The 22,513-nt window shown below is 61.6% G+C and carries 21 protein-coding genes; 16 read left to right on the forward strand and 5 right to left on the reverse strand.

What is annotated here, in order from left to right:
- The first annotated feature begins 165 nt into the window (after positions 1 to 165).
- On the forward strand, positions 166 to 723 hold the full coding sequence (locus tag EII26_RS01620) for a nitroreductase family protein (protein WP_124887396.1): 558 nt from the start codon (positions 166 to 168) through the stop codon (positions 721 to 723).
- On the opposite strand, the gene EII26_RS01625 is transcribed toward EII26_RS01620, so the two are convergent.
- Together EII26_RS01625 and EII26_RS01630 are read right to left on the reverse strand one after the other, a co-directional pair.
- Positions 720 to 1,457 carry a 3'-5' exonuclease gene (locus EII26_RS01625; RefSeq protein WP_124887397.1) on the reverse strand — a complete coding sequence of 246 codons (738 nt, stop codon included), beginning with the start codon at positions 1,455 to 1,457 and terminating at the stop codon, positions 720 to 722. The two genes, EII26_RS01620 and EII26_RS01625, sit on opposite strands and share 4 nt — an antisense overlap.
- 28 nt (positions 1,458 to 1,485) lie before the next feature.
- The gene (locus EII26_RS01630) at positions 1,486 to 2,700 is read right to left on the reverse strand and encodes a M20 metallopeptidase family protein (protein WP_124887398.1); all 1,215 of its coding nucleotides are present in this window, start codon (positions 2,698 to 2,700) and stop codon (positions 1,486 to 1,488) included.
- A 183-nt stretch (positions 2,701 to 2,883) separates the two neighbouring features.
- Between EII26_RS01630 and EII26_RS01635 the strand changes: the two genes are divergently transcribed.
- From EII26_RS01635 to EII26_RS01655, 5 genes are all read left to right on the forward strand, one after another.
- Positions 2,884 to 4,305 carry an MATE family efflux transporter gene (locus EII26_RS01635; protein ID WP_233572555.1) on the forward strand — a complete coding sequence of 474 codons (1,422 nt, stop codon included), beginning with the start codon at positions 2,884 to 2,886 and terminating at the stop codon, positions 4,303 to 4,305.
- Positions 4,302 to 5,465, forward strand: a complete 1,164-nt coding sequence (locus tag EII26_RS01640) for an iron-containing alcohol dehydrogenase (RefSeq protein WP_124887400.1) — start codon at positions 4,302 to 4,304, stop codon at positions 5,463 to 5,465. The genes EII26_RS01635 and EII26_RS01640 overlap by 4 nt, the downstream gene beginning before the upstream one ends.
- Positions 5,466 to 5,525: 60 nt before the next feature.
- Positions 5,526 to 6,653: a sodium ion-translocating decarboxylase subunit beta gene (locus tag EII26_RS01645; protein ID WP_124887401.1), complete on the forward strand. Its 1,128-nt coding sequence runs from the start codon at positions 5,526 to 5,528 to the stop codon at positions 6,651 to 6,653.
- Between the two features lie 110 nt (positions 6,654 to 6,763).
- A complete protein-coding gene (locus EII26_RS01650) occupies positions 6,764 to 8,029 on the forward strand; it encodes a putative DNA modification/repair radical SAM protein (protein ID WP_124887402.1) in 1,266 nt (421 codons plus the stop codon).
- The gene (locus EII26_RS01655) at positions 8,026 to 8,778 is read left to right on the forward strand and encodes a TIGR03915 family putative DNA repair protein (RefSeq protein WP_124887403.1); all 753 of its coding nucleotides are present in this window, start codon (positions 8,026 to 8,028) and stop codon (positions 8,776 to 8,778) included. Before EII26_RS01650 ends, EII26_RS01655 begins: the two co-directional genes overlap by 4 nt.
- Positions 8,779 to 8,842: 64 nt before the next feature.
- Here EII26_RS01655 and EII26_RS01660 read toward each other — a convergent pair whose 3' ends face one another.
- A complete protein-coding gene (locus EII26_RS01660) occupies positions 8,843 to 10,207 on the reverse strand; it encodes a sodium-dependent transporter (RefSeq protein WP_233572539.1) in 1,365 nt (454 codons plus the stop codon).
- Positions 10,208 to 10,421: 214 nt separating this feature from the next.
- Positions 10,422 to 10,871, reverse strand: a complete 450-nt coding sequence (locus EII26_RS01665; RefSeq protein WP_124887404.1) for a hypothetical protein — start codon at positions 10,869 to 10,871, stop codon at positions 10,422 to 10,424.
- Positions 10,872 to 11,239: 368 nt separating this feature from the next.
- Between EII26_RS01665 and EII26_RS01670 the strand changes: the two genes are divergently transcribed.
- The 3 genes from EII26_RS01670 to groL all read left to right on the forward strand — a co-directional run bounded on the left by EII26_RS01670 (position 11,240) and on the right by groL (position 13,748).
- On the forward strand, positions 11,240 to 11,581 hold the full coding sequence (locus EII26_RS01670) for a carboxymuconolactone decarboxylase family protein (RefSeq protein ID WP_233572540.1): 342 nt from the start codon (positions 11,240 to 11,242) through the stop codon (positions 11,579 to 11,581).
- A gap of 203 nt (positions 11,582 to 11,784) precedes the next feature.
- Entirely contained in the window at positions 11,785 to 12,078 is a 294-nt protein-coding gene (gene groES, locus EII26_RS01675) for a co-chaperone GroES (protein WP_124887405.1), read from the forward strand.
- 32 nt (positions 12,079 to 12,110) lie between these two features.
- Positions 12,111 to 13,748, forward strand: a complete 1,638-nt coding sequence (gene groL / locus EII26_RS01680) for a chaperonin GroEL (RefSeq protein ID WP_124887406.1) — start codon at positions 12,111 to 12,113, stop codon at positions 13,746 to 13,748.
- Positions 13,749 to 13,866: 118 nt separating this feature from the next.
- Here groL and yedF read toward each other — a convergent pair whose 3' ends face one another.
- Positions 13,867 to 14,484 (reverse strand): sulfurtransferase-like selenium metabolism protein YedF, encoded by a 618-nt coding sequence (yedF, locus tag EII26_RS01685; protein ID WP_124887407.1) that lies wholly within the window; start codon positions 14,482 to 14,484, stop codon positions 13,867 to 13,869.
- 148 nt (positions 14,485 to 14,632) lie between these two features.
- Here yedF and selA point away from each other — a divergent pair, with 148 nt between their 5' ends.
- The 7 genes from selA to rnpM all read left to right on the forward strand — a co-directional run bounded on the left by selA (position 14,633) and on the right by rnpM (position 22,506).
- Positions 14,633 to 16,039 carry an L-seryl-tRNA(Sec) selenium transferase gene (gene selA, locus EII26_RS01690; protein ID WP_199735022.1) on the forward strand — a complete coding sequence of 469 codons (1,407 nt, stop codon included), beginning with the start codon at positions 14,633 to 14,635 and terminating at the stop codon, positions 16,037 to 16,039.
- Positions 16,036 to 17,958, forward strand: a complete 1,923-nt coding sequence (gene selB / locus EII26_RS01695) for a selenocysteine-specific translation elongation factor (protein WP_124887409.1) — start codon at positions 16,036 to 16,038, stop codon at positions 17,956 to 17,958. Before selA ends, selB begins: the two co-directional genes overlap by 4 nt.
- Positions 17,959 to 18,699: an NAD(+) diphosphatase gene (gene nudC, locus EII26_RS01700; protein WP_124887410.1), complete on the forward strand. Its 741-nt coding sequence runs from the start codon at positions 17,959 to 17,961 to the stop codon at positions 18,697 to 18,699. It abuts the gene before it with no gap.
- 114 nt (positions 18,700 to 18,813) lie between these two features.
- A complete protein-coding gene (locus tag EII26_RS01705) occupies positions 18,814 to 19,884 on the forward strand; it encodes a nucleoside hydrolase (protein ID WP_124887411.1) in 1,071 nt (356 codons plus the stop codon).
- 302 nt (positions 19,885 to 20,186) lie between these two features.
- The gene (gene rimP, locus EII26_RS01710; RefSeq protein WP_124887412.1) at positions 20,187 to 20,747 is read left to right on the forward strand and encodes a ribosome maturation factor RimP; all 561 of its coding nucleotides are present in this window, start codon (positions 20,187 to 20,189) and stop codon (positions 20,745 to 20,747) included.
- Complete coding sequence (gene nusA / locus EII26_RS01715; protein WP_124887413.1) at positions 20,748 to 21,842, forward strand: transcription termination factor NusA; 1,095 nt, start codon at positions 20,748 to 20,750, stop codon at positions 21,840 to 21,842.
- Position 21,843: 1 nt separating this feature from the next.
- Positions 21,844 to 22,506: an RNase P modulator RnpM gene (gene rnpM / locus EII26_RS01720; RefSeq protein ID WP_124887414.1), complete on the forward strand. Its 663-nt coding sequence runs from the start codon at positions 21,844 to 21,846 to the stop codon at positions 22,504 to 22,506.
- The last annotated feature ends 7 nt before the right edge of the window (positions 22,507 to 22,513 follow it).

The raw sequence follows: 22,513 nt of genomic DNA on the forward strand, positions 1-22,513 counted from the left end.
TACTGTATGGGGTACATACGGAAGAGTAGGTCGCCGCCAGAAAACAGTATGAATACAACACGAAGCCCCCCAGCCATTCTGGCCGGGGGGCTTCGCGCATCTTGATTGCCAATTGAGGATCTTTAACTTTTACAGGCTCAGTGCCTGTTGAATAGGAGGACCGGTATGAACGAAGTTCTGAAGACCATCCTGGAGCGCCGCAGCGTTCGCCGCTATGCGGACAGGCCCGTTAGCCGAGAGGATATCGAGATGGTGCTCCGTGCGGCACTTCACGCCCCGACCGGGGGCGACGCCGAGCCGTGGCACTTTGGCGTCCTGACCGACCGACGGGAGATCGAGGACCTGGATGAACGAGCCCGAGCTGCGATGCGGGAATCGGGCATCGAGCGAATCGTGGCAATGGGGGCCAATCCGAACTACAGAATCTTCTTCGGCGCCCCCGTGGTCGTCATGGTGTATGGAGAACGGGTGCTGCGCCGTACGGGGACGCACCTCTCTGCATTGGCCGACTGCAGCGCCGCGATCCAGAACATGCTGCTTGCAGCGGCCTCCCTGGGGCTTGGAAGCTGCTGGATCGGGCTGATCCGCTATCTGTTTGCCACGGACCGGTGTCGGGCGCCCGAGGGGTTCGACCCACTTTACGCGATGACCCTGGGGTATGCCGCAGGACCCGACGCCGTCAGGCCGCGCTCCTGCAGGGAGGGCACGGTGACCTGGTTTTAGGCCAAAACGAGGCGGAGGCGCTGCTCCAGCTTCAGCAGCCCGACGGTGAACCCGTCGTGTCGGGGTTGCGCGTCGATTCTGTACGGTTTTCCCCCCGGTATGCGAAAGGGAAGGCGGAGGGGCTCGAAGCGCATCCATCCCGGATGATGGGCCTGAATGCGCACCGTGACCCTGTAAAGTTCGAAGCAGTCCGCCAGGGAGACGTGAGCAGAACACGCCCCGACCGCCTCCTCGGCGCGGCGTGCGGCCTCCGTGGGGGCCAGTGCGCTCGGACCGTTGCACACGATGTCCACGGCCTCCTGGAGGCGCGGCCATTTGTAGCCGCCTCCCCGGGCTCCCGTCCGCTGGGGCAGCGCGCACAGATCGGTGAGCCCCTGCATGGAGCACCAACAACGCATGGAGTCCTGGGCCATTTCCGGCAGGAAGGCCAGGTCGAATCGGGCGTTGTGGATGACGATTCCACCGACCTCGTAGCGAGCCCAGAAATCCATGAGGTCAGGCCAGTCTTCGATGAAGTGCGGGGGGGAGGGAATACGCTCTCTCAGCGCCAGGATGCGTTCGGGCGTGAGGCCGTGGATACGGAAAAGCCGGGCGTTGAAGGGTTCCGTGGGCAGGTAGAACCGGTTGAAGAAATCCAAGATACGCCCCGCCCCGTCGAGGACGATCGACGAGGCGGAGAGCACGGAGGAGCCGGCGTATCCGTTGGTCTCCAGGTCGAATACGGCCAGGTTCAAGGGAGGCTCCTTCGGGATGCGGTTTCGTTCAATTTCGGTCGAGCCAGCGCCAGGCGAAGGCTGCGTGCAGTGCGGCGGCCTTGCGGAGCTGCGTCTCGTCGAGGTCGAACTTGGGGGAGTGGTGCGGCATTCGGGTGAACTCCCGGTCCGGGTCTCCGACGCCCAGATGGGCGAAGGTCGCCGGGACCACCTGACCGAAGTAGCTGAAATCCTCCGAACCCATCATCAAAGGGGCCTCGGTCACATGCTCCGCACCGAGGAGTTCTTCGGCCACCGCCCTCAGGACTTCCGTTGTCTCCGGGTCATTGATCGTCGCGGGGATAAAGCGCGTATAGCGCAGCTCCGTACCGCAGCGGCAGGCCTGGCCGACGGCTGCGATCACGCGCTCGATGGCGCTCTGAACGCAGTCCTGCACCTCGGGCCGGAAGGTGCGTACCGTTCCCTTCATCTCGACCCGCTCGGGGATGATGTTGAAGACGGTCGAGGAGGTCGTTACGCTGCCGATGCTGAGAACGGCGGTGTCCTTGGGCGAGACCTCGCGGGATATGACGGTCTGGAGCGCGTTGCCGATCTGGAATGCCGCGATCGTGGGGTCGATGGCGTTTTCCGGGGCCGAGCCGTGCCCGCCCTTACCGGAGATCGTGAGTTCCCAGCCGTCCGCGGCGGCCATGATGGGGCCGGAACGGTACATCAAGGTGCCCGAGGGAAGATTGGTGAAGACATGGAGGCCGAAGACGGCATCCACTCCGGACAGGGCCCCATCGTCCACCATCGCCTTGGCACCGGGTTTGATGCCGTGCTCCTCGGCGGGCTGGAACAAGAGCCGTACCCGTCCTTTGAGCTCCCCCTTGATCTCGGTGAGGATTCGTGCCGCGCCGAGCAGCCCGGCGGTATGGGCGTCGTGCCCGCAGGCGTGCATGGCCCCATCTCGCCGGGAGCGGTACTCCACGTCGTTCTCCTCGTTCAGAGGCAGGGCGTCGATGTCCGCGCGCAGCGCCACGCAACGGCCCGGCCGGCCGCCGGCGATCTCCGCCACGACCCCGCTGTCCGTTCCTCCGAACCCGCGGCGGATGTTCTCGCAGCCCAGCTTTCTCAGTTCCTCCTCGATGCGGAGACTGGTCTCCGTCTCGTTCCAGGATGTCTCCGGGTGCGCGTGGAAATGGCGCCGGAGCGCTACGATGTCCTTCTCGGATTTGCGGGACAGCGCTTCGATTTTTTCGATTATGGCGTTGCGTACGGTCATGAAGGCCCCTCCAATTCTGCCGTGTCCCTTGGGGACGAGATTTTTTCCGGATGGATATCAGCAGTTTAGCACCGATTGCCCGGAAATGCCCGTTCGAAAGGAAAAACATTCATTTTTTATTGTGATATTATAGGCTGACGAATTTTCAAGGGCGTTCCGCCTTGGGGGAACGCCTTTTTGGAGGTGCTGCAGATGCTCCAGCCGGAGCGGATGGGGCGCGAGCCCATACTTAGACTGATTGTGAACTTTGCTCTGCCCTCCATTGCGGGACTGCTGGCCAACTCGCTCTACAACTTCGTGGACCGCATGTTTGTCGGACGGATCGTGGGGCCCATCGGCCTGGCCGCCATCAGCGTCTCTTTCCCATTCATGGTCTTTGTCATCGCGTTGGGGCTACTGCTTGGCGTAGGTTCCGTGACCTTGATCTCCGCGGCGCTGGGAGAGAAGAACGCGCCCAGGGCGGAGCTCGTCTTGGGCAATGTCGTCTTCGCGTCGGCGCTTCTTGGAGGAGGAGTGACGTTTTTCGGGCTCGTGAACGTCGACTTTCTGCTCCGCCTGAGCGGAGCGGGGAGGGAGCTGTTGCCCCAGGCTCGGGAGTACATGAACATCATCCTGATGGGGGTCCCCTTCGGCATGGTGGCCTTTGTGGCGAACTTCTGCGTTCGGGCCGAGGGACGTCCCGCCTTCGCCATGGGCACACAGGTCGTCGGGGCGCTTGCCAATATCCTGTTGGATGCGCTCTTCATCTGGGGATGGGGATGGGGCGTTGCCGGAGCCGCCTGGGGAACCACGCTGTCGCAGGTGCTCAGCATGATATGGGTCCTCTCGTTTTACGGTAGGCGCATGGGGTATCTTCATCTACGTCTATCCAACGTCTTTCTCCGTTTCGATGTCCTCAGGCGCGTCCTGGCTCTGGGGCTCTCGTCCTGTCTCACCGAGCTCTCCTTCTCGCTCTTCTTCGTCCTCTTCAACAGGGGGATGAACGCCTACGGCGGTCCGATCGCCCTTTCGGCCCTCGGGGTGTTTCTCGGCTGGGATTCCCTGCTTTTTCTGCCCGTGATCGGCATTGCTGATGCGGTTCAGGCCCTCTTCGGCTACAATTGGGGCGCTCGCTTGCCGGCACGCGTGTTGGAGGCCCTGAAGTGGTCCTTGCTCCTCAGCGCCGGTTATTTTGCCGGAAGCGCCGTTCTGGTGTATCTCTTCGCCGAGGAGATGATCCTGTTGTTTACCGACGACCCTCAATTGCTGCCCTTGGCCATGGAGGGGATGTATATCGCCTATTCGGGGGTGATCCTCGCGGGCATCGCGCTGATCGCGAACAGTTTTTTTCAAGGGCTGGGCCGGGCCGGACACGCTTTTCTTCTGTCCCTGACGCGTCAGTTTCTGCTGTTGATCCCCGCAATCCTCATCCTTCCGAGGATCTGGGGGGTGAACGGAGTCTGGGCCTGTTTTCCGGCGCTCGACATCGGAGGTGGGGCGCTGGCGCTTTTCCTGCTCTTGCACTACTATAAAAAGCTGGGGCTCGATCGCTGTGAAGGGACGGCGGCCGGGATTAAAGAGGCGGGTTCGGACGAGTCCGTCCTGAAGGAGGTCTCGAAAGGATGAAAGATTTTACGTGGTGGAATCCGACGAAGGTGCATTTCGGCCGGGGGACGATTGCTCGGATTGCCGACGAGCTGGAGGCGGCGGAGATTCGGAGCGTCCTGCTGCTCTATGGGGGCAAGGCGATCTTCAAGAACGGCGCCTATGCCCAGGTGGCCGAGGCGCTGACCCAGAAGGGGATCGTCTTTCCCGAGCTGGGGGGAGTGAGGCCCAATCCGAGGATCGACAAGGTCAGGGAGGCCGTGGCGCGTATCCGGGCCTCGAGGATCGAGGCGATCGTGCCCGTGGGGGGCGGCAGCGTGTTCGATTCCGCCAAGGCCATTGCGGCCGGGGCCTGTTACGAAGGGGATGCCTGGGATTTCTTCGAGGGGCGGAAGGTGGAAAAGGCCCTTCCGATCTTCGGCGTTTTGACCGCCTCGGCGACCTCCAGCGAGGTCAACGGAATCGCGGTGGTCTCGAATCCCGAGCGGGAGGCGAAGACCTCCATGAACAGCCCATTGCTCTATCCCCGGGTCGCGGTGATCGATCCCTCCCTTCAGTTCACGCTGCCGGAGACCCAGACCGTTTACGGCGGCATCGACATCATGGCTCACGTCCTGGAACGCGTTTTGGACGGGGACGCAGGGGTGGAGATGGTGGACGAACAGGGCTATGCCCTCATTCGCAGCATGATCCGTCTGATCCCCGAGCTGCTCGAGGAGCCGGAGGATTACGAGGCCCGTGCGGAGTACGCCTGGGCGGGATCGCTGGCGCACAACGGTTTCCTGTCCTGCGGACGGGCAGCCCGCGGCGACTTCTCGTCGCACAGGCTGGGGCACTCGCTCAGCCTGCTTTTCGACACGCCTCACGGGGCCTCCCTGTCGGTGATGATGCCGGCTTGGGGGCGTTACCTCTGCGAAAGGCATCCCACCCCCTTCGCGCGTTTGGCGGAGGCCGTGTTCGACGTCTTCGACGGCTCGGAGGAGGAGCGGGCCCTCGAGGGGATCGAGCTCCTGGAGGATTTCTTCCGGTCCGTCGGGGCGCCCACCACGCTTCGGGAGCTGAAAATCGAGGAATCGGACATCGAACGTCTGGCCGCCAACGCCTCCGCCGGAGGAGGATTCGGGGTCCTGAAAAACCTTGACGCCAAGGATGTCCTGGAGATTTACAAGCTGGCCTATTGATTGGTTATGGGGCCGAGGACGAATCGCAAAATCAAAATTTAGGAGGCTCTCGAAACTGCGATGGAACTTTTTCACGGACTCTCCGCCCTGACCTGGCAGCAGGTCGTGATGGTCGGTGTGGGGCTCTTGTTGATCTATCTGGCCACGGTCAAGGAGTACGAGCCGTCGCTGCTGCTCCCTATGGGCTTCGGGACTCTGCTGGTCAACATCCCGCTCTCGTCGGCCTTGACCCATCTTACGGGCGGCGGCGTCGAGGTCGGGGCGATCAGCCGGCTTTTCGAGATGGGGATTCAGACGGAGCTCTTTCCGCTTCTGATCTTCATCGCCGTCGGAGCGATGATCGACTTCACGCCCCTTTTTCAGACCCCGGTCACGATGATCTTCGGTCTGATGGCCCAGGCCGGAATTTTCCTGACCATGGGGCTGGCCTACGCCACGGGGTTTTTCGACCTCAAGGAGGCGGCGTCCATCGGCATCATCGGGGCTGCGGACGGGCCGACCTCCATCTACGTCGCCAACCGCTTCGCCCCGCAGCTTTTGGGGTCGATCTCCGTCGCGGCGTACTCCTATATGGCCCTGGTTCCCATCATTCAGCCGCCGGTAATCCGTCTGCTGACCACGGAGGCCGAGCGCCGCATCGCCATGCCGTACCATGAAAAGCCGGTTTCCAAGCGGAAAAAGGTACTTTTCCCCATTCTGGTTACCCTCATCTCCGGATTTCTGGTGCCGGCCTCGGCCGCTCTCATCGGATTCCTGATGTTCGGCAACCTCCTGCGCGAGAGCGGCGTGGTGGACCGTTTGGCGAAGGGGGCTCAGAACGAGCTGGCGAACATCGTGACCATCCTTTTGGGGCTCGCCATCTCCACCAAGATGACGGGCGAGGATTTCCTGCGGCCGATGACCTTGGGGATCATGGGGCTCGGGTTGGTGGCCTTCGTCCTGGACACCGCCGTGGGGGTCGTGACGGCCAAGGTCTTGAACCTCTTTCTCCGCCGGAAGATCAATCCCATGATCGGGGCGGCGGGGATCTCGGCCTTTCCCATGTCCTCTCGGGTCATCCAGAAGATGGCCACGGCGGCGGACAAGAACAACTTCATTCTGATGCAGGCCGTTGGGGCCAATGTCTCCGGCCAGATCGGATCGGTGCTGGCCGGCGGGCTACTGATGGCCATTCTGTCCGCCTTGTAGGCGAAGCCGCTTGTCCTGTTTCGAGGGGGACGCACTCGTGTGCGTCCTCTTCATTTTTTGTTATAATAGCTACGTATTGAGTAGCTACGAAGTTTGTAGGGGGTGATGCGATGAAAGAGGATCTCAGGAGGCGCTTGTCCATACTGACTGAGGGAGCGAAATACGATGTCTCCTGTGCCTCCAGCGGCTCCAGTCGTTCCCGGACGAGGGGAGGCGTGGGGAGTGCACATGCCTCGGGCGTCTGTCACAGCTGGACCGACGACGGTCGCTGTGTGTCCTTGCTGAAGCTGCTCCTGACCAATGATTGCATCTACGACTGTGCCTATTGCGTCAACCGACGCAGCAACGACGTGCCCCGCGCCGCATTCTCTCCCCGGGAACTCGCGGAGATGACGATGGCGTTCTATAAACGCAACTATATCGAAGGATTGTTTCTCAGCTCCGCGGTACGTCGCAGCCCGGACGATACGATGGTGGAGCTTGTCCGGACGGTCTACCTCCTGCGCCGTGAGTTTGGCTTTCATGGCTATATCCACGCAAAAGTGATCCCCGGGTCCTCCCCCGAGCTGATCGAAGCTTTGGGGCGCATGGCGGACCGCGTGAGCGTGAACGTCGAGCTCCCGTCCAAACGGAGCTTGGCTTTGTTGGCCCCTCAAAAAAGCGTCGATGCCGTCTTTGCCCCCATGCGCTTCATCAGTGCCCGAATCGGAGAACGGGCCTCGGAGCGTCGCTTGGCTCGACGGGCGCCTCCCTTTGTCCCGGCGGGGCAGAGCACTCAGGTGATCGTTGGGGCCAGCCCCGAGTCGGACCTTGCCCTGCTCCGGTTGTCCGAGGGGCTTTACGGCGGCATGGGGCTGAAGCGCGTGTACTACTCCGCCTATGTGCCGGTCAACGAAAATCCCAATTTGCCCGCTCTCTCCGCAGCTCCACCTCTGTTGCGCGAACACCGTCTTTATCAGGCCGATTGGCTTTTGCGTTTTTACGGATTCCGGGCGGACGAAATTGTCGACGAAGCCCAGCCGAATCTGGAGAAGGGGCTGGATCCCAAGACGGCTTGGGCGCTTCGGCATATGGAGCTCTTCCCCGTGGATCCAAACCGGGCGGACTATGAGGTGCTCCTGCGGGTTCCCGGCGTGGGGGTGAAGTCCGCCAAGCGCATTCTGACGGCACGGCGCATGCGCCGCCTCGATGGGGACAACCTCAAACGGCTTGGCGTCGTGATGAAGCGGGCGCAGCATTTTTTGGCCTTCAAGGAGTCGGCTTGGCGGGCCGGACGCGTTTCCTCCCTGGAGAGGCTGAGGGCGCTTCTGGAGGAGGCTCGCCCCTCGGCGCAACTTTGGCTGCCCTTTCCGGACTCTGGAGGAGCTTCCCCGTGATCTATGTCTACGACGGGACCTGGAGCGGTATGATGACCCTTGTCCACAGGACGGCTCTGGAGGGTCGCGCTCCGGAGGACATCGTTCGTTTTTCCTGTAGGAAGACGGGAAGAATTCTGCTGGAGTGTACGGAGGTCGCGAGCGACGCGGAGGTGGCGGAAGCGACATCCGCGGTACTGGAACAGCGTTTGGAGGGGCGGGGGCTGGCTGATGCCTCTCTGGCGCTGATGTCGGAGGAGGAGGGGATCGATCTTGCGGTCTGGTGCTACCTTCATCGGCTCTGGAGGGAAGGAGATGCCGCGTCCTGCGATTTGGCGTCCCCCTGTGTGGGGGCGGTGCACCGCTCCGCGAGGCGTACGTCCCGGGAGTGGCATCGTTGGATGGGGCTCGTCCGCTTTCAGGACGTGGGCAAAGCCTACTATGCGGCCTTCGCGCCGGAGTGCGATGTCCTGCCCCTGCTGGCGGAGCATTTTCTGCGTCGTCTGCCGGACCGCTGGGTGCTCCACGACGTCCGCCGCGGCCGGGCCGCCGTTCAGGAGAGGGGGCGATGGGTTCTGACGGATATGGAACTTCCGGACGGAATGCTGCGGTTTGCCCCGGAGGAGGAGGGGTACCGGGAGCTCTGGAGAGAGTTCTTTCGGAGTGCGGCGGTAAAGGAACGACGGTCCCTGAAACGCCAGATGCGTTTTCTGCCCAAGCGAACCTGGAAGTACCTGATCGAACGACCGGGAGAGGAGGCAGGGAGCTGAAGATTTTCGAAGAGACAGAAAGGAGCCTGGCGCAAACCAGGCTCCTCGCTTCAGGAAAGTCCTCTTACCATTTCAGTCCCATGTAGAAGATGACCGCAATGGCGATGGGAGCTACGAAGCGCACGAACCACACCCACGCCTCCATGAGGGCGAAGGGCACGGTTCCGTCGTTGGTGACTTCCTTGCGCCCCTGGTCGAGCCAGAACCACCCGACAAAAAGACAGGTCAAAATGGAGCTGAGCGGCATCATGACGTTATTGGAGATGAAGTCCATGGCGTCGAGGAAGTCCTTGCCCACGATCTTGGGGGGCCCGCTCAGGGAGAGCGCGGAGGGGACGCCCAGCAGGGTGACGAGGGTTCCCATGATGACGATGGACCTCCTGCGCGACCACTTGAAGTCATCCATTCCGTGGGCGACGGCGACCTCGAGCAGCGACATGGCCGAGGTGATGGCGGCAAAAAAGAGCAGAAGGAAGAAGAGGGCGGAGAAGATGTTGCCGAAGGGCATCTTGGCAAACACGCCCGGCAGGCTGATGAACGTCAGGCCCACGCCGGCGGAGGGCTCCACGCCCATGGCGAAGACGGCCGGAAAGATGGCCAGTCCGGCCAGAAGGGCGATGAGGGTGTCCGTGAAGATGACCCAGCCCACGCTGGAGGGAAGGCGTTCCTGCTTGCCGATGTAGCTGCCGTAGGTGATCATGATTCCCATGCCCAGGGAGAGGGAGAAAAATCCCTGTCCGAGGGCGTCCAGTACGGTTTTTCCGGTGATTTTCGAGAAATCCGGCTTCAGGTAGAACTCCAGTCCCTTTTCGGCTCCGGGCAGGGTTACGGAACGGACGATAAGGATGATGAGGATGACGAACAAAAGGGGCATCATGACCTTGCAGGCCCGCTCTATCCCCTTGCCGACTCCGCCGTAGACGATGCCGACCGTGAGGAGCATGAAAAACACTTGATACAGCACCACTTGCTTCTGGTCGCCGATGAAAGAGGAGAAGACGTCCCCGGATTTGCCCTCGGCCGCCAAGGGCATGAGATCCGAGAGGCTGCTGAAGACGTACTTGAGGGTCCATCCCCCGATCACGGCGTAGTAGGAGAGGATGATGAAGCCTCCCGCGAGGGTTGCGATCCACCCCACGAGGGTCCAGGTGTGCGTCTTCGACAGAACCCAGAAGGCGCCGACGGGAGTTTTCTGGGCCGCTCGTCCCAGGGCGAACTCCGCAAGCATGACCGTCGATCCGACGGCGGCGATCAGAAGCAGGTAAACCACCACGAAGGCGGCCCCTCCGTTCACGCCCACCAAATAGGGAAAACGCCAGACGTTGCCCAGGCCTATGGCCGACCCCGCAGCCGCAAGAATGAAACCGATGCGGCTTCCCCAACTTTCGCGCTGAGTTTCCAAGCCCAGTCCGTTGTTCTCACTGTTCACTGATCTCCCATCCTTTCCATCTGCCGTATGATTGGAATAAGCCCTAAAAAAGTATCGATATAGGATAAACCTCTTGGGCAAACTCGTCAAGAGAGTGTTTGTGAAAAATATTTTGTTTTTCAGTTAAATTTGATTTTTATAAAAAAGAAGGCCTCGCACCCGTGCGAGGTCTTCCGAATCGAGCGTTGTATGAATGGGCCAAAGGAAGGTCTTTTTAGAGTTTCACGTCTATGATGGCGGTGACGCCCACGCCCTGAACACGGCGGAATTGCTTCACAGGGTTTATGGAGTCGATGGGAATCAGGACCTTGGCGCGTATGCCCTTGAAGTCCGCCTCCAGCTGGGCGACGGCCTGGGTCTTCTCGACTGCCGACTTGACCTGCCCCCCGACCTGAGCCGCGCCGATGTGTGTGCCGCTTCCGAAGGAGACGATGGGGACCACCTTCGTATGCCCCTGGAATTTGGCCCCCTTGTTCAGAGTCACCGTGTTGATGAAGTCGTTGATGGGGCCTGCAATGGCGGTCACCACGGCACCGCCGCCCACGATGATCGCTCCTTTTTTCAGAATGTCACCGATATCGATGGCGGATGCGGGAAGGGGAGAGGAAAAGACGGTCAAGGAGAAGAGTGCGATTGCAACGAGACGAACTAAAGAGCGTTTCATAATTTTCACCTGCTTCACGAGGCAAATTGAAAACAACGCCGGGAGAGAAAATGGAGGGGCCCGGCGCAAAGCTATCTTAGCACACCGCGTGGAGCGAACCGCTCGCGAGTGTTCACGAGAAGTATTTAAGTATTTCTTCGGGAAAAGCCCGCAAGGGGCGGGACTCGCCGTTCAGGCCCTGCGTGTTTTTCCGTGCCTTGAAAAAACTGAGAGGCCTCGTAACGTCTTTGCAATCTCCTGAACGATCGCGTGAGAGTCCAGGGCGAGGAGATGATGGATTCAGGCGTTCGTGCGGATTGACAGGCCCCGGAGGGTGAGATATCGTCTGGCGCATTCTTCCCACTATTTTTAAGGAGGTTTTTTTGAACATGATGGATGTTAAGGCCGAGTTCCGGGAGGTCGAACGCCGCGCCGCGAAGCTGGCTGAGGCCGCTCCCGAAGCGGTTACGGCATTTCGTTCGGTTGGAAAGGCCATGGTCAAGGAACGTGCGCTTACGCTCAAGACCAAGGAGCTGATCGCTCTGATGCTTGCCTTGGCTGCACGGTGCATGCCCTGCATCATGGCTCACGCCCAAAAGGCGATCGATGCGGGGGTCACCCGCGAGGAAGTGGCGGAGGCCATCGAAGTTGCCCTCCTCATGGGCGGCGGTCCCGCCTCGGCCTACGGTGCCATCGTTCTGGATGTCTACGACCAGCTGAAGGCGAAGTGACCTTTTCCTCCGTGCTTCGGCATGATACGGCGGCGGCCTCATCGTCAGATGCGGTCGCCGCCGTCGTTTCAACAAAGCCTCGACCTCTTGACTACGTAATTTGCCCTATTGCAGTTTAAGGGGGGAGAGGCTAATATTTCTTTCGTAGACAATTAGCACTCTAAGCGTTCGAGTGCTGACATAAAATCAGGAGGGGATCGTTGATGAATCTCAAACCGCTTGGGGACAGGATCGTCGTTAAAGTGCTCACCCGCGAGGAGAAGACCAAGGGGGGCATTGTCCTGCCCGATACGGCCAAGGAGAAGCCGACGGAGGGCGAGGTCATGGCTGTCGGGTCGGGCAAGGTACTGGACAACGGCCAGAAGCTTCCCATCGAGGTCAAGGTCGGCGACCGCATCATCTTCAGCAAGTACGCGGGCACCGAGGTGAAGATCGACGGCGACGAGTACGTCATCTTCAGCGAGCGCGACGTCCTGGCGATTGTCGAGAAGAAGTAGAACGAAAGTTTTCTAAGGAGGGACTATAAATTATGGCCAAGATTCTTTCTTTCGGCGAGGATGCCCGCCGCGCAATGCTTCGCGGCATCGACAAGATTGCGGATACGGTCGGCGTGACCCTTGGGCCCAAGGGGCGCAACGTCGTCCTGGAGAAGAAGTTCGGCTCTCCCACGATCACCAACGACGGAGTGACCATTGCCAAGGAGATCGAGCTCGAGGATCCGTTCGAGAACGCCGGCGCGCAGCTTCTGAAGGAAGTGGCGTCCAAGACCAACGATATCGCCGGAGACGGCACCACCACCGCCACCATCTTCTCCCGGGCCATCATCCGCGAGGGGATGAAAAACGTCGCTGCGGGCGCGAACGGCATGCAGATGCGCCAGGGGATCGAGAAGGCCATCGACTTCGTGGTCGAGGAGCTGAAGAAGAAGTCCATCCCCGTCAAGGAGAAGGAGAAAATCGCGCAGGTCGCCTCCATCTCCGCCAACGACAGCGCCGTGGGCGCGCTGATCTCCGAGGCCATGAGCAAGGTGGGCGAGGACGGCGTCATCACCATCGAGGACAGCCAGACCGTGGGCACCACGCTCGAGATGGTCGAGGGGCTTCAGTTCGACAAGGGCTACATCAGTCCCTACATGGTTACGGACAGCGAGCGCATGGAGACGAGCTTCGACGACGCCTACATCCTGATTCACGACGGTAAGATCAGCAACATCAAGGATCTGCTTCCCGTCCTCGAGAAGGTCGTGCAGACGGGCAAGCCCCTGCTGATCATTGCGGAGGATGTCGAGGGCGAGGCTCTGGCCACACTGGTCGTGAACAAGCTTCGCGGCGTCATGCAGGTGGCCGCGGTGAAGGCGCCCGGTTTCGGCGACCGCCGCAAGGCCATGCTGGCCGACATCGCCATCGTCACCGGCGGCCAGGTCATCAGCGAGGAGGTCGGCCTGAAGTTCGAGAACACCGAGCTCTCCATGCTGGGCAAGGCCAAGAAGGTCCGCATCACCAAGGAGGACACCACCATCACGCAGGGCGCCGGCAACTCCGATGAGATCCGCAAGCGTGCCGCCCAGATCAAGAAGGAGATCGAGGATTCCACCTCCGATTACGACAAGGAGAAGCTCCAGGAGCGCCTTGCCAAACTAGTGGGCGGCGTGGCGGTCATCCAGGTCGGCTCTGCGACGGAGACCGAGCAGAAGGAGCTGAAGCACCGCATCGAGGACGCGCTCAACGCCACCCGCGCGGCTGTGGAGGAGGGAATTGTGGCCGGAGGCGGCGTGGCCGCTCTGAATTGCGCCGTTGCCCTCGAGCCGTTCGTGGCCAAGCTGAACGGCGACGTCAAGACCGGAGCCCAGATCGTTCTGAGCGCCCTCAAGGCCCCCCTGTTCCTGATCGCCGAGAATGCCGGATACCAGGGCGACGTGGTGGTTGAGAAGGTACGTACCCTCAAGCCCGGACAGGGCCTCGACGCCGCAACGGGCGAGTACACCGATATGATCTCCGTCGGTATCATCGACCCCGTGAAGGTCACGCGGTCCGCGCTGCAGAACGCCGGCTCCATTGCCGCGATGGTCCTGACCACCGAGGGCATCGTTGCCGACAAGCCCGAGAAGAAGGATCCCATGCCCGGCGGTATGCCCGGCGGCATGGGCGGGATGGGGGACATGTACTAGAATCCCTCACCGAGAAATGCAGCCCCGCGCCATAAAGGCGCGGGGCATATTTTTTCGATTTTTTTATCCGGCTTCTCGCTTCTCTCGTCCGGTGCCGGACTCCCGTTTCTGCGTTGTCCTAAAGGCTCAGGATCCTGCCCGCCCTGTTCAGGCTCTCGACGATCTCGAACATGTTCGAAATCGTTCCGACCCCCACACTGTTGGTGATGCCGAAGTGGTTGGTGCAGGTTCCGCACACCAGGACAGTCGTCCCCTTTTTTTCCAGGTTTTTCAGGTGGTCGCAGGTGGAGGAATCGAAAAGTGCCAGCTTGACGCCCTCGTTCATCAAGGCCAGGACGGCGGGAGGCGTGTCCATTTGGGAGAGCGTGCCCAAAAAGCCCTTCATGAGGATCTCCCCCAGTTCCTGATCGCTTTGCCCCAATGTCTTGCATGTGATCAGCACGGCCGACCCCTCGCCCTCCATAGGACGGGGCTCGGGGGAGGGAACGGGCGCGACGGCCGGGACCGGGACCTGCGGAGGGGGAGGCGTTTTCTGTTCGGCCGTGAGCTTCAGCCGGCCCTCGTCATCCTGAAGCTGAACGCGAAAATTCTTGCTCTCCAGAAAGCGTTTGACGTTTGTCGCCGATATGGGATTGTCGACGAGAACCTCGAGCTCCTCCGCACCTTTATCCACAGCGGCCTTTGTCATGGTGACGGGTTCCGGGCAGGCCTTTCCCATAGCGTTGATTGTGATCATTCTTGCGAGTCCCTCCACGAATTGACTGTGTTGCAGGCTGAAGTCCGTAACTCTTGAGACCACTGCTTTCTTATTATAGAATGGTTTGCGAAAACTATCCAGTGCACGCGAGGGTGCAGAAGAGAGACGATGAGGAGCGGGCCTGATCATGATTGAGGATATCAAAAAGAAAATGCGCGCGATTCCCGGCATGGACATCCTGCTGGCGCAGGAATGGACGCTGCCGTGGATCGAGGAGCTGGGCCGGGAGACGGTCAAGCGCGTCCTGAATGGGGAGTTGACCCTTATCCGCAGGCGCATGCTTGCGGGCGAGGAGCCCGATATTTCGTCCGAGGCTCTCCAGGAGTGTTTTCAGGCGCTTTTGCTTGCGGAGAGCCGGCCGCGCCTGCGTCCTGTGGTCAATGCGACGGGAGTGGTCATCCACACGAACCTTGGGCGTTCTCTGCTTGCGGAGGAGGCCGTCTCGGCCGTTGTGCGCACGGCCGAGGGATACAGCAATTTGGAGTACGATCTGGCGCGAGGCGCCAGAGGTCACCGCAACGCCCATATCGAGGGCCTGCTGTGCGCTCTGACCGGCGCGGAGGCGTGTCTGGTCGTGAACAACAACGCCGGGGCGGTTCTGCTCTGTCTTTTCGCCCTGGCCCATGGGACCGAGGTGGTGGTCTCCCGCGGAGAGCTCGTGGAGATCGGAGGCTCGTTCCGGGTTCCCGATATCATGGAATTCTCCGGGGCGACCCTGGTGGAGGTCGGGACGACGAACAGAACGCATCTGAAGGACTACTCCGCCGCGATATCCGATCGGACCTCGATGCTCCTGAAGGTGCATCCCTCCAATTTCAGGATGGAGGGGTTCACTGCCGCCCCCGGGCGTTCGGAGCTGGCGGCCCTGGCGCACGAGCGCGGCCTGATCTTCATGGAGGATGCCGGGAGCGGACTTTTGGTCGACGGCGGCCTTCTGGGGCTTCGGGGCGAGTGCGACATCCGCACCTGCCTGGAGGAGGGGGCGGACCTCGTGACCTTCTCCGGGGACAAGATGCTGGGAGGGCCTCAGATCGGCGTGATCGCGGGGAGGAAAGCCATCGTGGACAGGCTGAGAGGTCATCCGGTCCTGAGGGCGTTGCGCGTGGACAAGATGACGCTTGCGGCCTTCGAGGCCACGATACGACTTTACGCAAAGGGAGATCTGGACCGTATTCCGACCTTGGCGATGCTGCGTCTCGCACCGGAGGCGATGCGCGCACGGGCTCGTCGTCTGGCGGCGAAGCTGAGGCGCGTTACGGCGGCCCGCGTGGAGGCCGTCACCGTGGAGGACACCGTGGGGGGCGGTTCCTACCCGGCGATTCCGCTCTCGGGCTGGGGGGTTGCCGTCAGTGCGCATCCCGCCGGAGGGGCGGGCCATCTTCAGATGTTGCTCAGGGGGCTCGAGGTTCCGGTGCTCTGCGGGGCGCGTGAAGACGCCCTGCTCCTGCATGTTCGAACGCTTTCCCGCAAGGACGAGGATACGATCGCGGCGGCTTTCGCCCGGATCGAGGTCGGAGAGGAGGGGAGGGCATGAGCGAGGGACGGGAGATCTCGCTGGTGCTCGGCACGGCCGGTCACATCGATCACGGCAAGACGACCCTGATCTCCGCTCTGACGGGGGTAGACTGCGATCGGCTTCTGGAGGAAAAAAAGAGGGGGATCACCATCGAGCTGGGGTTCGCGCCGCTCCGTCTTGGGGACGGGCGCGTCGTCAGCGTCGTGGATGTCCCGGGACACGAACGTTTCATCCGCCAGATGGTCGCCGGGGCCTCGGGAATCGACGCCGTCCTCCTGGTCGTGTCGGCCGACGAGAGCGTCATGCCGCAGACCCGCGAGCACCTGGCCATTCTGGGGCTCCTGGGGGTTCGGGACGGTCTTGTCGCGATCACGAAGGCCGACAGGGTCGAGCCCGGCATGGTCGATTTGGTGAAGGAGGATGTCCAGGAGTTTGTGCGAGGGTCTTTTTTGGAGGGTAAGCCCATCGTACCTGTATCCGCTGTGACCGGGGAGAATATCGAAGCGCTGAAGCATGAGCTTGGGGCACTGGTCGATCGGGTTCGGCCCAGGCCCCGTAAGGGGGCCCTTTTCCTCCCCGTGGATCGGGCGTTCCCGATCTCGGGATTCGGCACGGTGGTAACCGGTACCGCTTATCGTGGAATTGCCCGTCTCGGCGATGAGATCGAGGTTTTTCCTTCCGGCCGAGAGGGGCGCATCCGAAGCCTTCAGGTTCACGGACGGCCCGTGGAGGAGGCCTTCGCGGGTCAGAGGGTCGCGGCCAATCTCTCGGGCATCTCGGTGGACGAGCTGGCCCGGGGCGACGTCGTCTGCCGGAAGGGAGTCTATTCTCCGACCTGCTGCTTCGACGCGGTGTTGCGGGTCCTTTCCTCGGCGACGGAACCGCTGAAGCACTGGCAGAGGGTTCGGCTCTGCATCGGGACCTCCGACGTCCTGGCTCGGGTGGCGCTGCTCCGTGCGCGTACGATCGCTCCAGGAGGGGAGGAGCCGGCCCAGCTCGTTCTGGAGGAGCCGGTGGTCTGCACGGCGGATCAGCGCTTCATCATCCGCTTCTACAGCCCGTTGGTTACGATCGGGGGCGGGCGGGTCGTCTTTCCCTATTCTCATAAGCCTCGGGGTGCCTTGGCCCGCGCCGAAGCCGTATCCCGCATCCAGGCGCTCGGAACGGCCACGACGTCCGAGGATCGGCTGCGCCGTGTGGTCGAGGATGCGGGGATGATGGATTCGCTTCGCGCGGCGATTGCCGTGCAGGAGGCCCCGTCCGACCTTGCGCTGATCGCGTCCCGGCTCGCCAAGAGCGGTGGGATCGTCGAGTTGAAGGGAGAGAGGACGTTTTACGTCTCCCCCTCGCGCCTGGAGTCCCTGGAGACGGAGGCGCTCTCGGCGCTGAGGGGGTATCAGGAGGCGTTTCCGTCCGAGAGAGGCATGCCGACGGACGAGCTGATGCGCCGGCTTTCCTTGCCGGATGCCCGAGTGTTGCGCTCGTTTGCGGCCCTCCTAACGGAGCGGGGCCGTATTCTGGTGGAGGACAACAAGGTCCGGACGCCGGACTTCGTCGCTCGGAACGAGGGCGATTTTCGACGGAACAGCGAGGCATTGGAGGCCTTTTGCCGGGAAAGGGGCTGGCAGCTCGCCACTCTCGAGGAGGTCCGCTCCGCGCTCGGGATGGAGCCAGGGGCCTTCACGCAGCTGATCCAGAGCCTGAAAAACACCAAGAGCCTCGTGCTGCTGGAGGGAGGGTATGTCCTGACTGCGGAGATGGAGAACGTGATGCTCGACATTCTGCGGGAGATCGGAGGCAACGTCACTCTGGCGGCGGTCCGGGATGCGACGAACAGCTCGCGGAAGTTCATCCTGCCCGTGCTCGAGTTCTTCGACTCCAAGGGATACACGCGGCGAGTCGGGGATGTCCGAGTCGTGAAGGGGGCGGGGCGTTGAATGCTGCTCTTCAAGGGTGATCGGTTGCTGGTTCGAGGCACCTCCCTCGACTGGCCGGAGCGTCCGGCCGACGTTTTGCGTTGCTCCCTCGATTTTCCGTCCTCCTGGCAGGACCTGGCCCCTTGGTGCGAGGTGGGGGAGAACTTCGAGGCACAGGGGTCGGATTGGCTGGATCTTCGCTCGGTTTGGCTTCGCTGCGGGGAGGAGGCCTTCGCCTTGGCGGGGGCGGCCTATCAGTACATGAATTGGCGGCGTTCGATGCGCTTTTGCTCGTGTTGTGCCACGGCCCTGACGGCCCGGGAGGAGGACCGGGGACTGAGCTGTCCGGGCTGCGGCAGAGTCTTTTACGCCCCGCTGCACCCGGCGATCATCGTCGCCGTGGAGCGCGATGGAAAACTTCTTCTGGCACACAATCGGCGTATGCCCTCCAAACGGTACAGCGTTCTTGCGGGCTTCGTCGAGCCGGGCGAGACCCTCGAACAGACGGTGGCCCGCGAGGTCCGCGAGGAGGTCGGTATCGCGGTCGGAGATATCCGTTACTTCGGCAGCCAATCCTGGCCCTTTCCCTCCTCCCTGATGCTGGGGTTCACGGCGCGCTGGAGCTCGGGAGACATCGTTGTCGATGGCCTGGAACTGGACGACGCCGGCTGGTACGGGCCAGAGGAGCTGCCCGATATCCCTCAGCCCCTCAGCATCTCGCGCCGCCTGATCGACGACTTCGTGCGGCGCCATGCGCATTGAGCGGGGCCAAGGCAAATCGTGTTGCTGTCGTGTTAGACTTGACGAAGGGCTTTTCGCCCTCCCCCCGTCTTTCGCGTGGGGGAGCCGCAAATTTTTGTGGAGGAGGTTTTGAGGATGCGTAGGATTTTGCTGGTGCTGTCGTTTTTGTTGGCGTTGCCCGTCGCGTCGATGGGGCGGGAAAAGGTGATCTTGGACACGGACATGGTCGAGCTCTTCGATGACGGGATCGCGATGGTCATGCTGGCCAATTCTCCCAAGATCGACCTTCTTGGGGTCGTGACGGTAGCGGGGAATACGTGGGCGGAGGAGGGGACGGCCTACGGGGTCCGCCAGCTCGAGATCATCGGCCGAGCGGACATTCCCGTCGCTCAGGGATTCGTCGAGCCCCTCCGAGCGGGCCGCCTGGAGACTCTGCCGCTCGAACGACAGATGTTCGGCATCGGCCCCTCCAAATACGTCGGAGCCTTCGGACACGAGCGTCCGGCCTCCTGGAGCGCGTTCTACAAGAAGGCCTACGGCAAGGAGTCCCCGACCCGCATCCTCGAACAGCACGGCGCGGACTTCATCATCGAACAGGTGAAGAAATTCCCCGGGGAGGTCACCATCGCGGCGATCGGCCCCTGCACCAACGTGGCGTTCGCCATCCGCAAGGCCCCCGAAATCGTTCCCATGATCAAGCGCGTGATCTATATGGGCGGAGCCTTCGAGGTTCAGGGCAACACGACCCCCTCGGCGGAGTTCAACTGGTGGTTCGATCCCGAGGCGGCGAAGATGGCGGTCCGCGCTCCCTTCAAGGAGCAGATCGTCGTAGGGCTCGACGTCTGCGAGAAGGTCCTCTTCACGAAAAAACAGTACGAGAAACTGATCGGTCTGCCCCGGGGCTACCCGGATCTGGTCCGAATGTTCAAGGAGCGCTTCGACTCCCGCTTCGCGAAGGATCCCAAGTACCGCTCCTTCGTCTGGGACCTGATCGTGTCGGCGATTCTCATCGACCCGACGATCGTGAAGGAGGAGAAGACGGAATGGATCGACGTGAATAGCGAGTACACCGTGGACTACGGCCGTAGTCTCGGATATGCCAAGCAGGGGCCGGCAGGGACCCGGAAGGCCAGGATCATCTTCACGATCGATGAAACGAAATTCTGGCAGATGATGTACGAGCTGATTCAGAGGCCCAAAGCGTAGAAACTCCCGAGATCGGCCTCGTTTTTCTTGCTTTTGGGGCAAAACTTGTGTATACTGAACGTACTTCGATATGCGTTGGTCCTGAGGAGTGGGTTTTTGCCCGCTCCTTTTTCGTTGCATCCTGCGAGAGCGTTCTGTGAGGTTCAAGTCCCGTGCTTTTTGTCGTTCATGCGGCTCTGAATCATGGAGTTGTCCGAGGTTGCATATTTGCAGGGACGCGTAAAACGTGCAAGGGGACGGGCCTTGCTTTTGTTGCCTGGAGGAGTGTGAGGCCGTTGGGCGGTGAGGAAACGGGAGGACGGATGGAATTTCCGGCAGGGCCCATTCAGGAGATCGTCGAGCGCCTGGGGTACGAATGCGTTCATGTCGGCATCGGTACGGAATCTTCGCAGCAGAGGGTCCGTGTCCTGATCGATTCTCTGGGGGGGATCACCGTATCGGACTGCGAGACGGTATCGAAAGCGGTGAATCGCTTCTTGGACGAGAACGACGTGCCGGAGCTCGGAGGACGTTATTACCTCGAGGTCAGTTCCCCCGGAGTGGAGCGTCCTCTCTTCACCCCCGAGCACTATGGGCGGTTTCGGGGACGGGAAGCCCGCATCCGTCTGACGGAGCCCGTGGAGGGGCGCAAGGCCCTGACGGGGAGGATTCTGGAGGTGGGGGAAACCTCGGTGGTCCTGTTCGTCTCCGAGGAGGAGCGGGAAATAGCCATACCGTTCGCGAACATCAAGAGTGGTGCGCTGGTCTTTCGGGGCTTCGAACCCAAGGCCCCCGTCAAAAGGAAAAAGGGCGTCAAGGACGGGGCCGGGAAGCGGAGCCGGGCGGGCAAGGATAACGGGAAACATCATGAGGAGGAGCTTTGAATGCAGCTGGGGCGCGATTTCATACGAGCGCTGAGTCAAATAGCCAAGGACCGTAACCTGTCGCAGGATTTGATCGTATTGAGCCTGGAAGCGGCCCTGATTTCCGCCTATAAAAAGTATCAGGGAGGGAATCAGGATGTGGAGGTCCTCATCGACTTCGAGACCGGGAATGTCGTGGTCAACGAGCTGCGTACCGTCGTGGAGGCGCTTGAATCGCCCGATACGGAGATTACGCTCGAGGATGCGAAAAGGCTGGGGTACGGGGATGCCGCGGTCGGCGACGTCCTGCGCCTGGAGAAGAATCCCGGCGATTTTGGTAGGATTGCGGCGCAGACGGCCCGTCAGGTGATCATCCAGCGCCTGAAGGACGCCGAGCGTCAGGTGATCTATGACGAGTTCTCCGACAAGGTCGGAGAGATGATGACCGGCGTGATCTTCAAGTCGGAGAACGATCAGGTTCTGGTTCGCCTCAACGAGCGCACCGAGGCCATCTTGCCGCGCAAGGAGCGCATACCCGGGGAGAAGTACGTCCCGGGGGAGTTCATGAAGTTCTATGTTCTGGACGTCCGCCAGATGACGCGGGGGCCGAGAATCGTGGTCTCCCGGACGCACCCGGGCCTTCTCAGAAAATTGATGGAGCTCGAGATTCCGGAGGTTCAGGACGGGGTCATCGAGATCCGCAACATCGTCCGCGAGGGCGGCGCACGCGCCAAGGTCGCGCTGGTGACTTTGGATGCCAACGTCGATCCCGTGGGGGCCTGCGTGGGCAATGCGGGGGCCCGGATCAAGGCCATCAGCAAGGAGCTGATGGGAGAGAAGATCGATGTCATCATCTGGAGCAACGACCCCCTGGTGTATATCCGCAACTCCCTCTCCCCGGCGAAGGTGGCCAAGGTCGAGCCCGTCCTTGACCAGGAGCATGCGGTACAGGTCTATGTCTATCCCGACCAGCTCTCTCTGGCGATCGGCAAGGCGGGGCAGAACGTTCGGCTGGCGGCGCGCCTGACGGGGTGGAAGATCGACATCAACGCCCTCGAGGTCGAGCGCATGCCGACGCTGCAGGATATCTTCCACGATATCGTGGAGGCCGAATAACGTGGAGCTCTCTCGGCAGAGGCCTCGTACCTGTGTCGGGTGCCGAGAGGAATCCCCCAGAAGGGCCCTCGTCCGCATCGTCCGATCTCCGGAGGGGAAGGTCGTGGTGGATACCCGCGGCAAGCTGCCCGGCCGCGGGGCGTACCTCTGTGTCCGGAGGGAGTGTCTGGAGAAGGCCAGGAGGAGCGGTGCGCTCGTACGGGCTCTCAGGACGGAGATTCCCGATTCCTGCTACGAGGAGCTCGCACGCTGCATCGAGCTGCGGGGGCGCTGCGGCGACACGGAGGAGCGCATGCAGGAGTTCTGCTCTCTGCTCGGGCTCTCGCGGCGTTCCGGGATGGTCCTCATCGGCATGGATAGTGTACAATCGCAGAGCGGCAAGGGAACTTTGCTCGTCCTGACTGCGGAGGACTGCTCCGCCTCGGTGCTGGAGTTTGCGGAGCGGATGGCCTCCGAATCGGACCGTGGACGGGCTCATACTCACATCCATACGGCTTTGAGCGTCGAACGGCTGTCCCGGGCCCTTGGGGCGGGGCAGGTGCAGGTGATCGCCCTGCCGGGCAAAAGTGGCCTGGCGGACAGGATAAAGGTCTTGCTTGGGGAAGGGGGACGCGCCCTTGAACAACAAAATACGGGTTTACGAATTGGCGAAGATATTGGGTAAGAGCAAC

It is taken from the genome of Fretibacterium sp. OH1220_COT-178 (assembly GCF_003860125.1).
Taxonomy (GTDB): Bacteria; Synergistota; Synergistia; order Synergistales; family Aminobacteriaceae; genus CAJPSE01.

Excerpts from the sequence above, each read along its gene's own strand:
- EII26_RS01670 (WP_233572540.1), top strand. The coding sequence starts at position 11,240 with ATGATGGATGTTAAGGCCGAGTTCCGGGAGGTCGAACGCCGCGCCGCG.
- EII26_RS01640 (WP_124887400.1), top strand. The coding sequence starts at position 4,302 with ATGAAAGATTTTACGTGGTGGAATCCGACGAAGGTGCATTTCGGCCGG.
- rimP (WP_124887412.1), top strand. The coding sequence starts at position 20,187 with ATGGAATTTCCGGCAGGGCCCATTCAGGAGATCGTCGAGCGCCTGGGG.
- EII26_RS01630 (WP_124887398.1), bottom strand. The coding sequence starts at position 2,700 with ATGACCGTACGCAACGCCATAATCGAAAAAATCGAAGCGCTGTCCCGC.
- EII26_RS01645 (WP_124887401.1), top strand. The coding sequence starts at position 5,526 with ATGGAACTTTTTCACGGACTCTCCGCCCTGACCTGGCAGCAGGTCGTG.
- groL (WP_124887406.1), top strand. The coding sequence starts at position 12,111 with ATGGCCAAGATTCTTTCTTTCGGCGAGGATGCCCGCCGCGCAATGCTT.
- groES (WP_124887405.1), top strand. The coding sequence starts at position 11,785 with ATGAATCTCAAACCGCTTGGGGACAGGATCGTCGTTAAAGTGCTCACC.
- nudC (WP_124887410.1), top strand. The coding sequence starts at position 17,959 with ATGCTGCTCTTCAAGGGTGATCGGTTGCTGGTTCGAGGCACCTCCCTC.
- EII26_RS01665 (WP_124887404.1), bottom strand. The coding sequence starts at position 10,871 with ATGAAACGCTCTTTAGTTCGTCTCGTTGCAATCGCACTCTTCTCCTTG.
- EII26_RS01705 (WP_124887411.1), top strand. The coding sequence starts at position 18,814 with ATGCGTAGGATTTTGCTGGTGCTGTCGTTTTTGTTGGCGTTGCCCGTC.
- selA (WP_199735022.1), top strand. The coding sequence starts at position 14,633 with ATGATTGAGGATATCAAAAAGAAAATGCGCGCGATTCCCGGCATGGAC.
- EII26_RS01650 (WP_124887402.1), top strand. The coding sequence starts at position 6,764 with ATGAAAGAGGATCTCAGGAGGCGCTTGTCCATACTGACTGAGGGAGCG.
- yedF (WP_124887407.1), bottom strand. The coding sequence starts at position 14,484 with ATGATCACAATCAACGCTATGGGAAAGGCCTGCCCGGAACCCGTCACC.
- EII26_RS01620 (WP_124887396.1), top strand. The coding sequence starts at position 166 with ATGAACGAAGTTCTGAAGACCATCCTGGAGCGCCGCAGCGTTCGCCGC.
- nusA (WP_124887413.1), top strand. The coding sequence starts at position 20,748 with ATGCAGCTGGGGCGCGATTTCATACGAGCGCTGAGTCAAATAGCCAAG.
- selB (WP_124887409.1), top strand. The coding sequence starts at position 16,036 with ATGAGCGAGGGACGGGAGATCTCGCTGGTGCTCGGCACGGCCGGTCAC.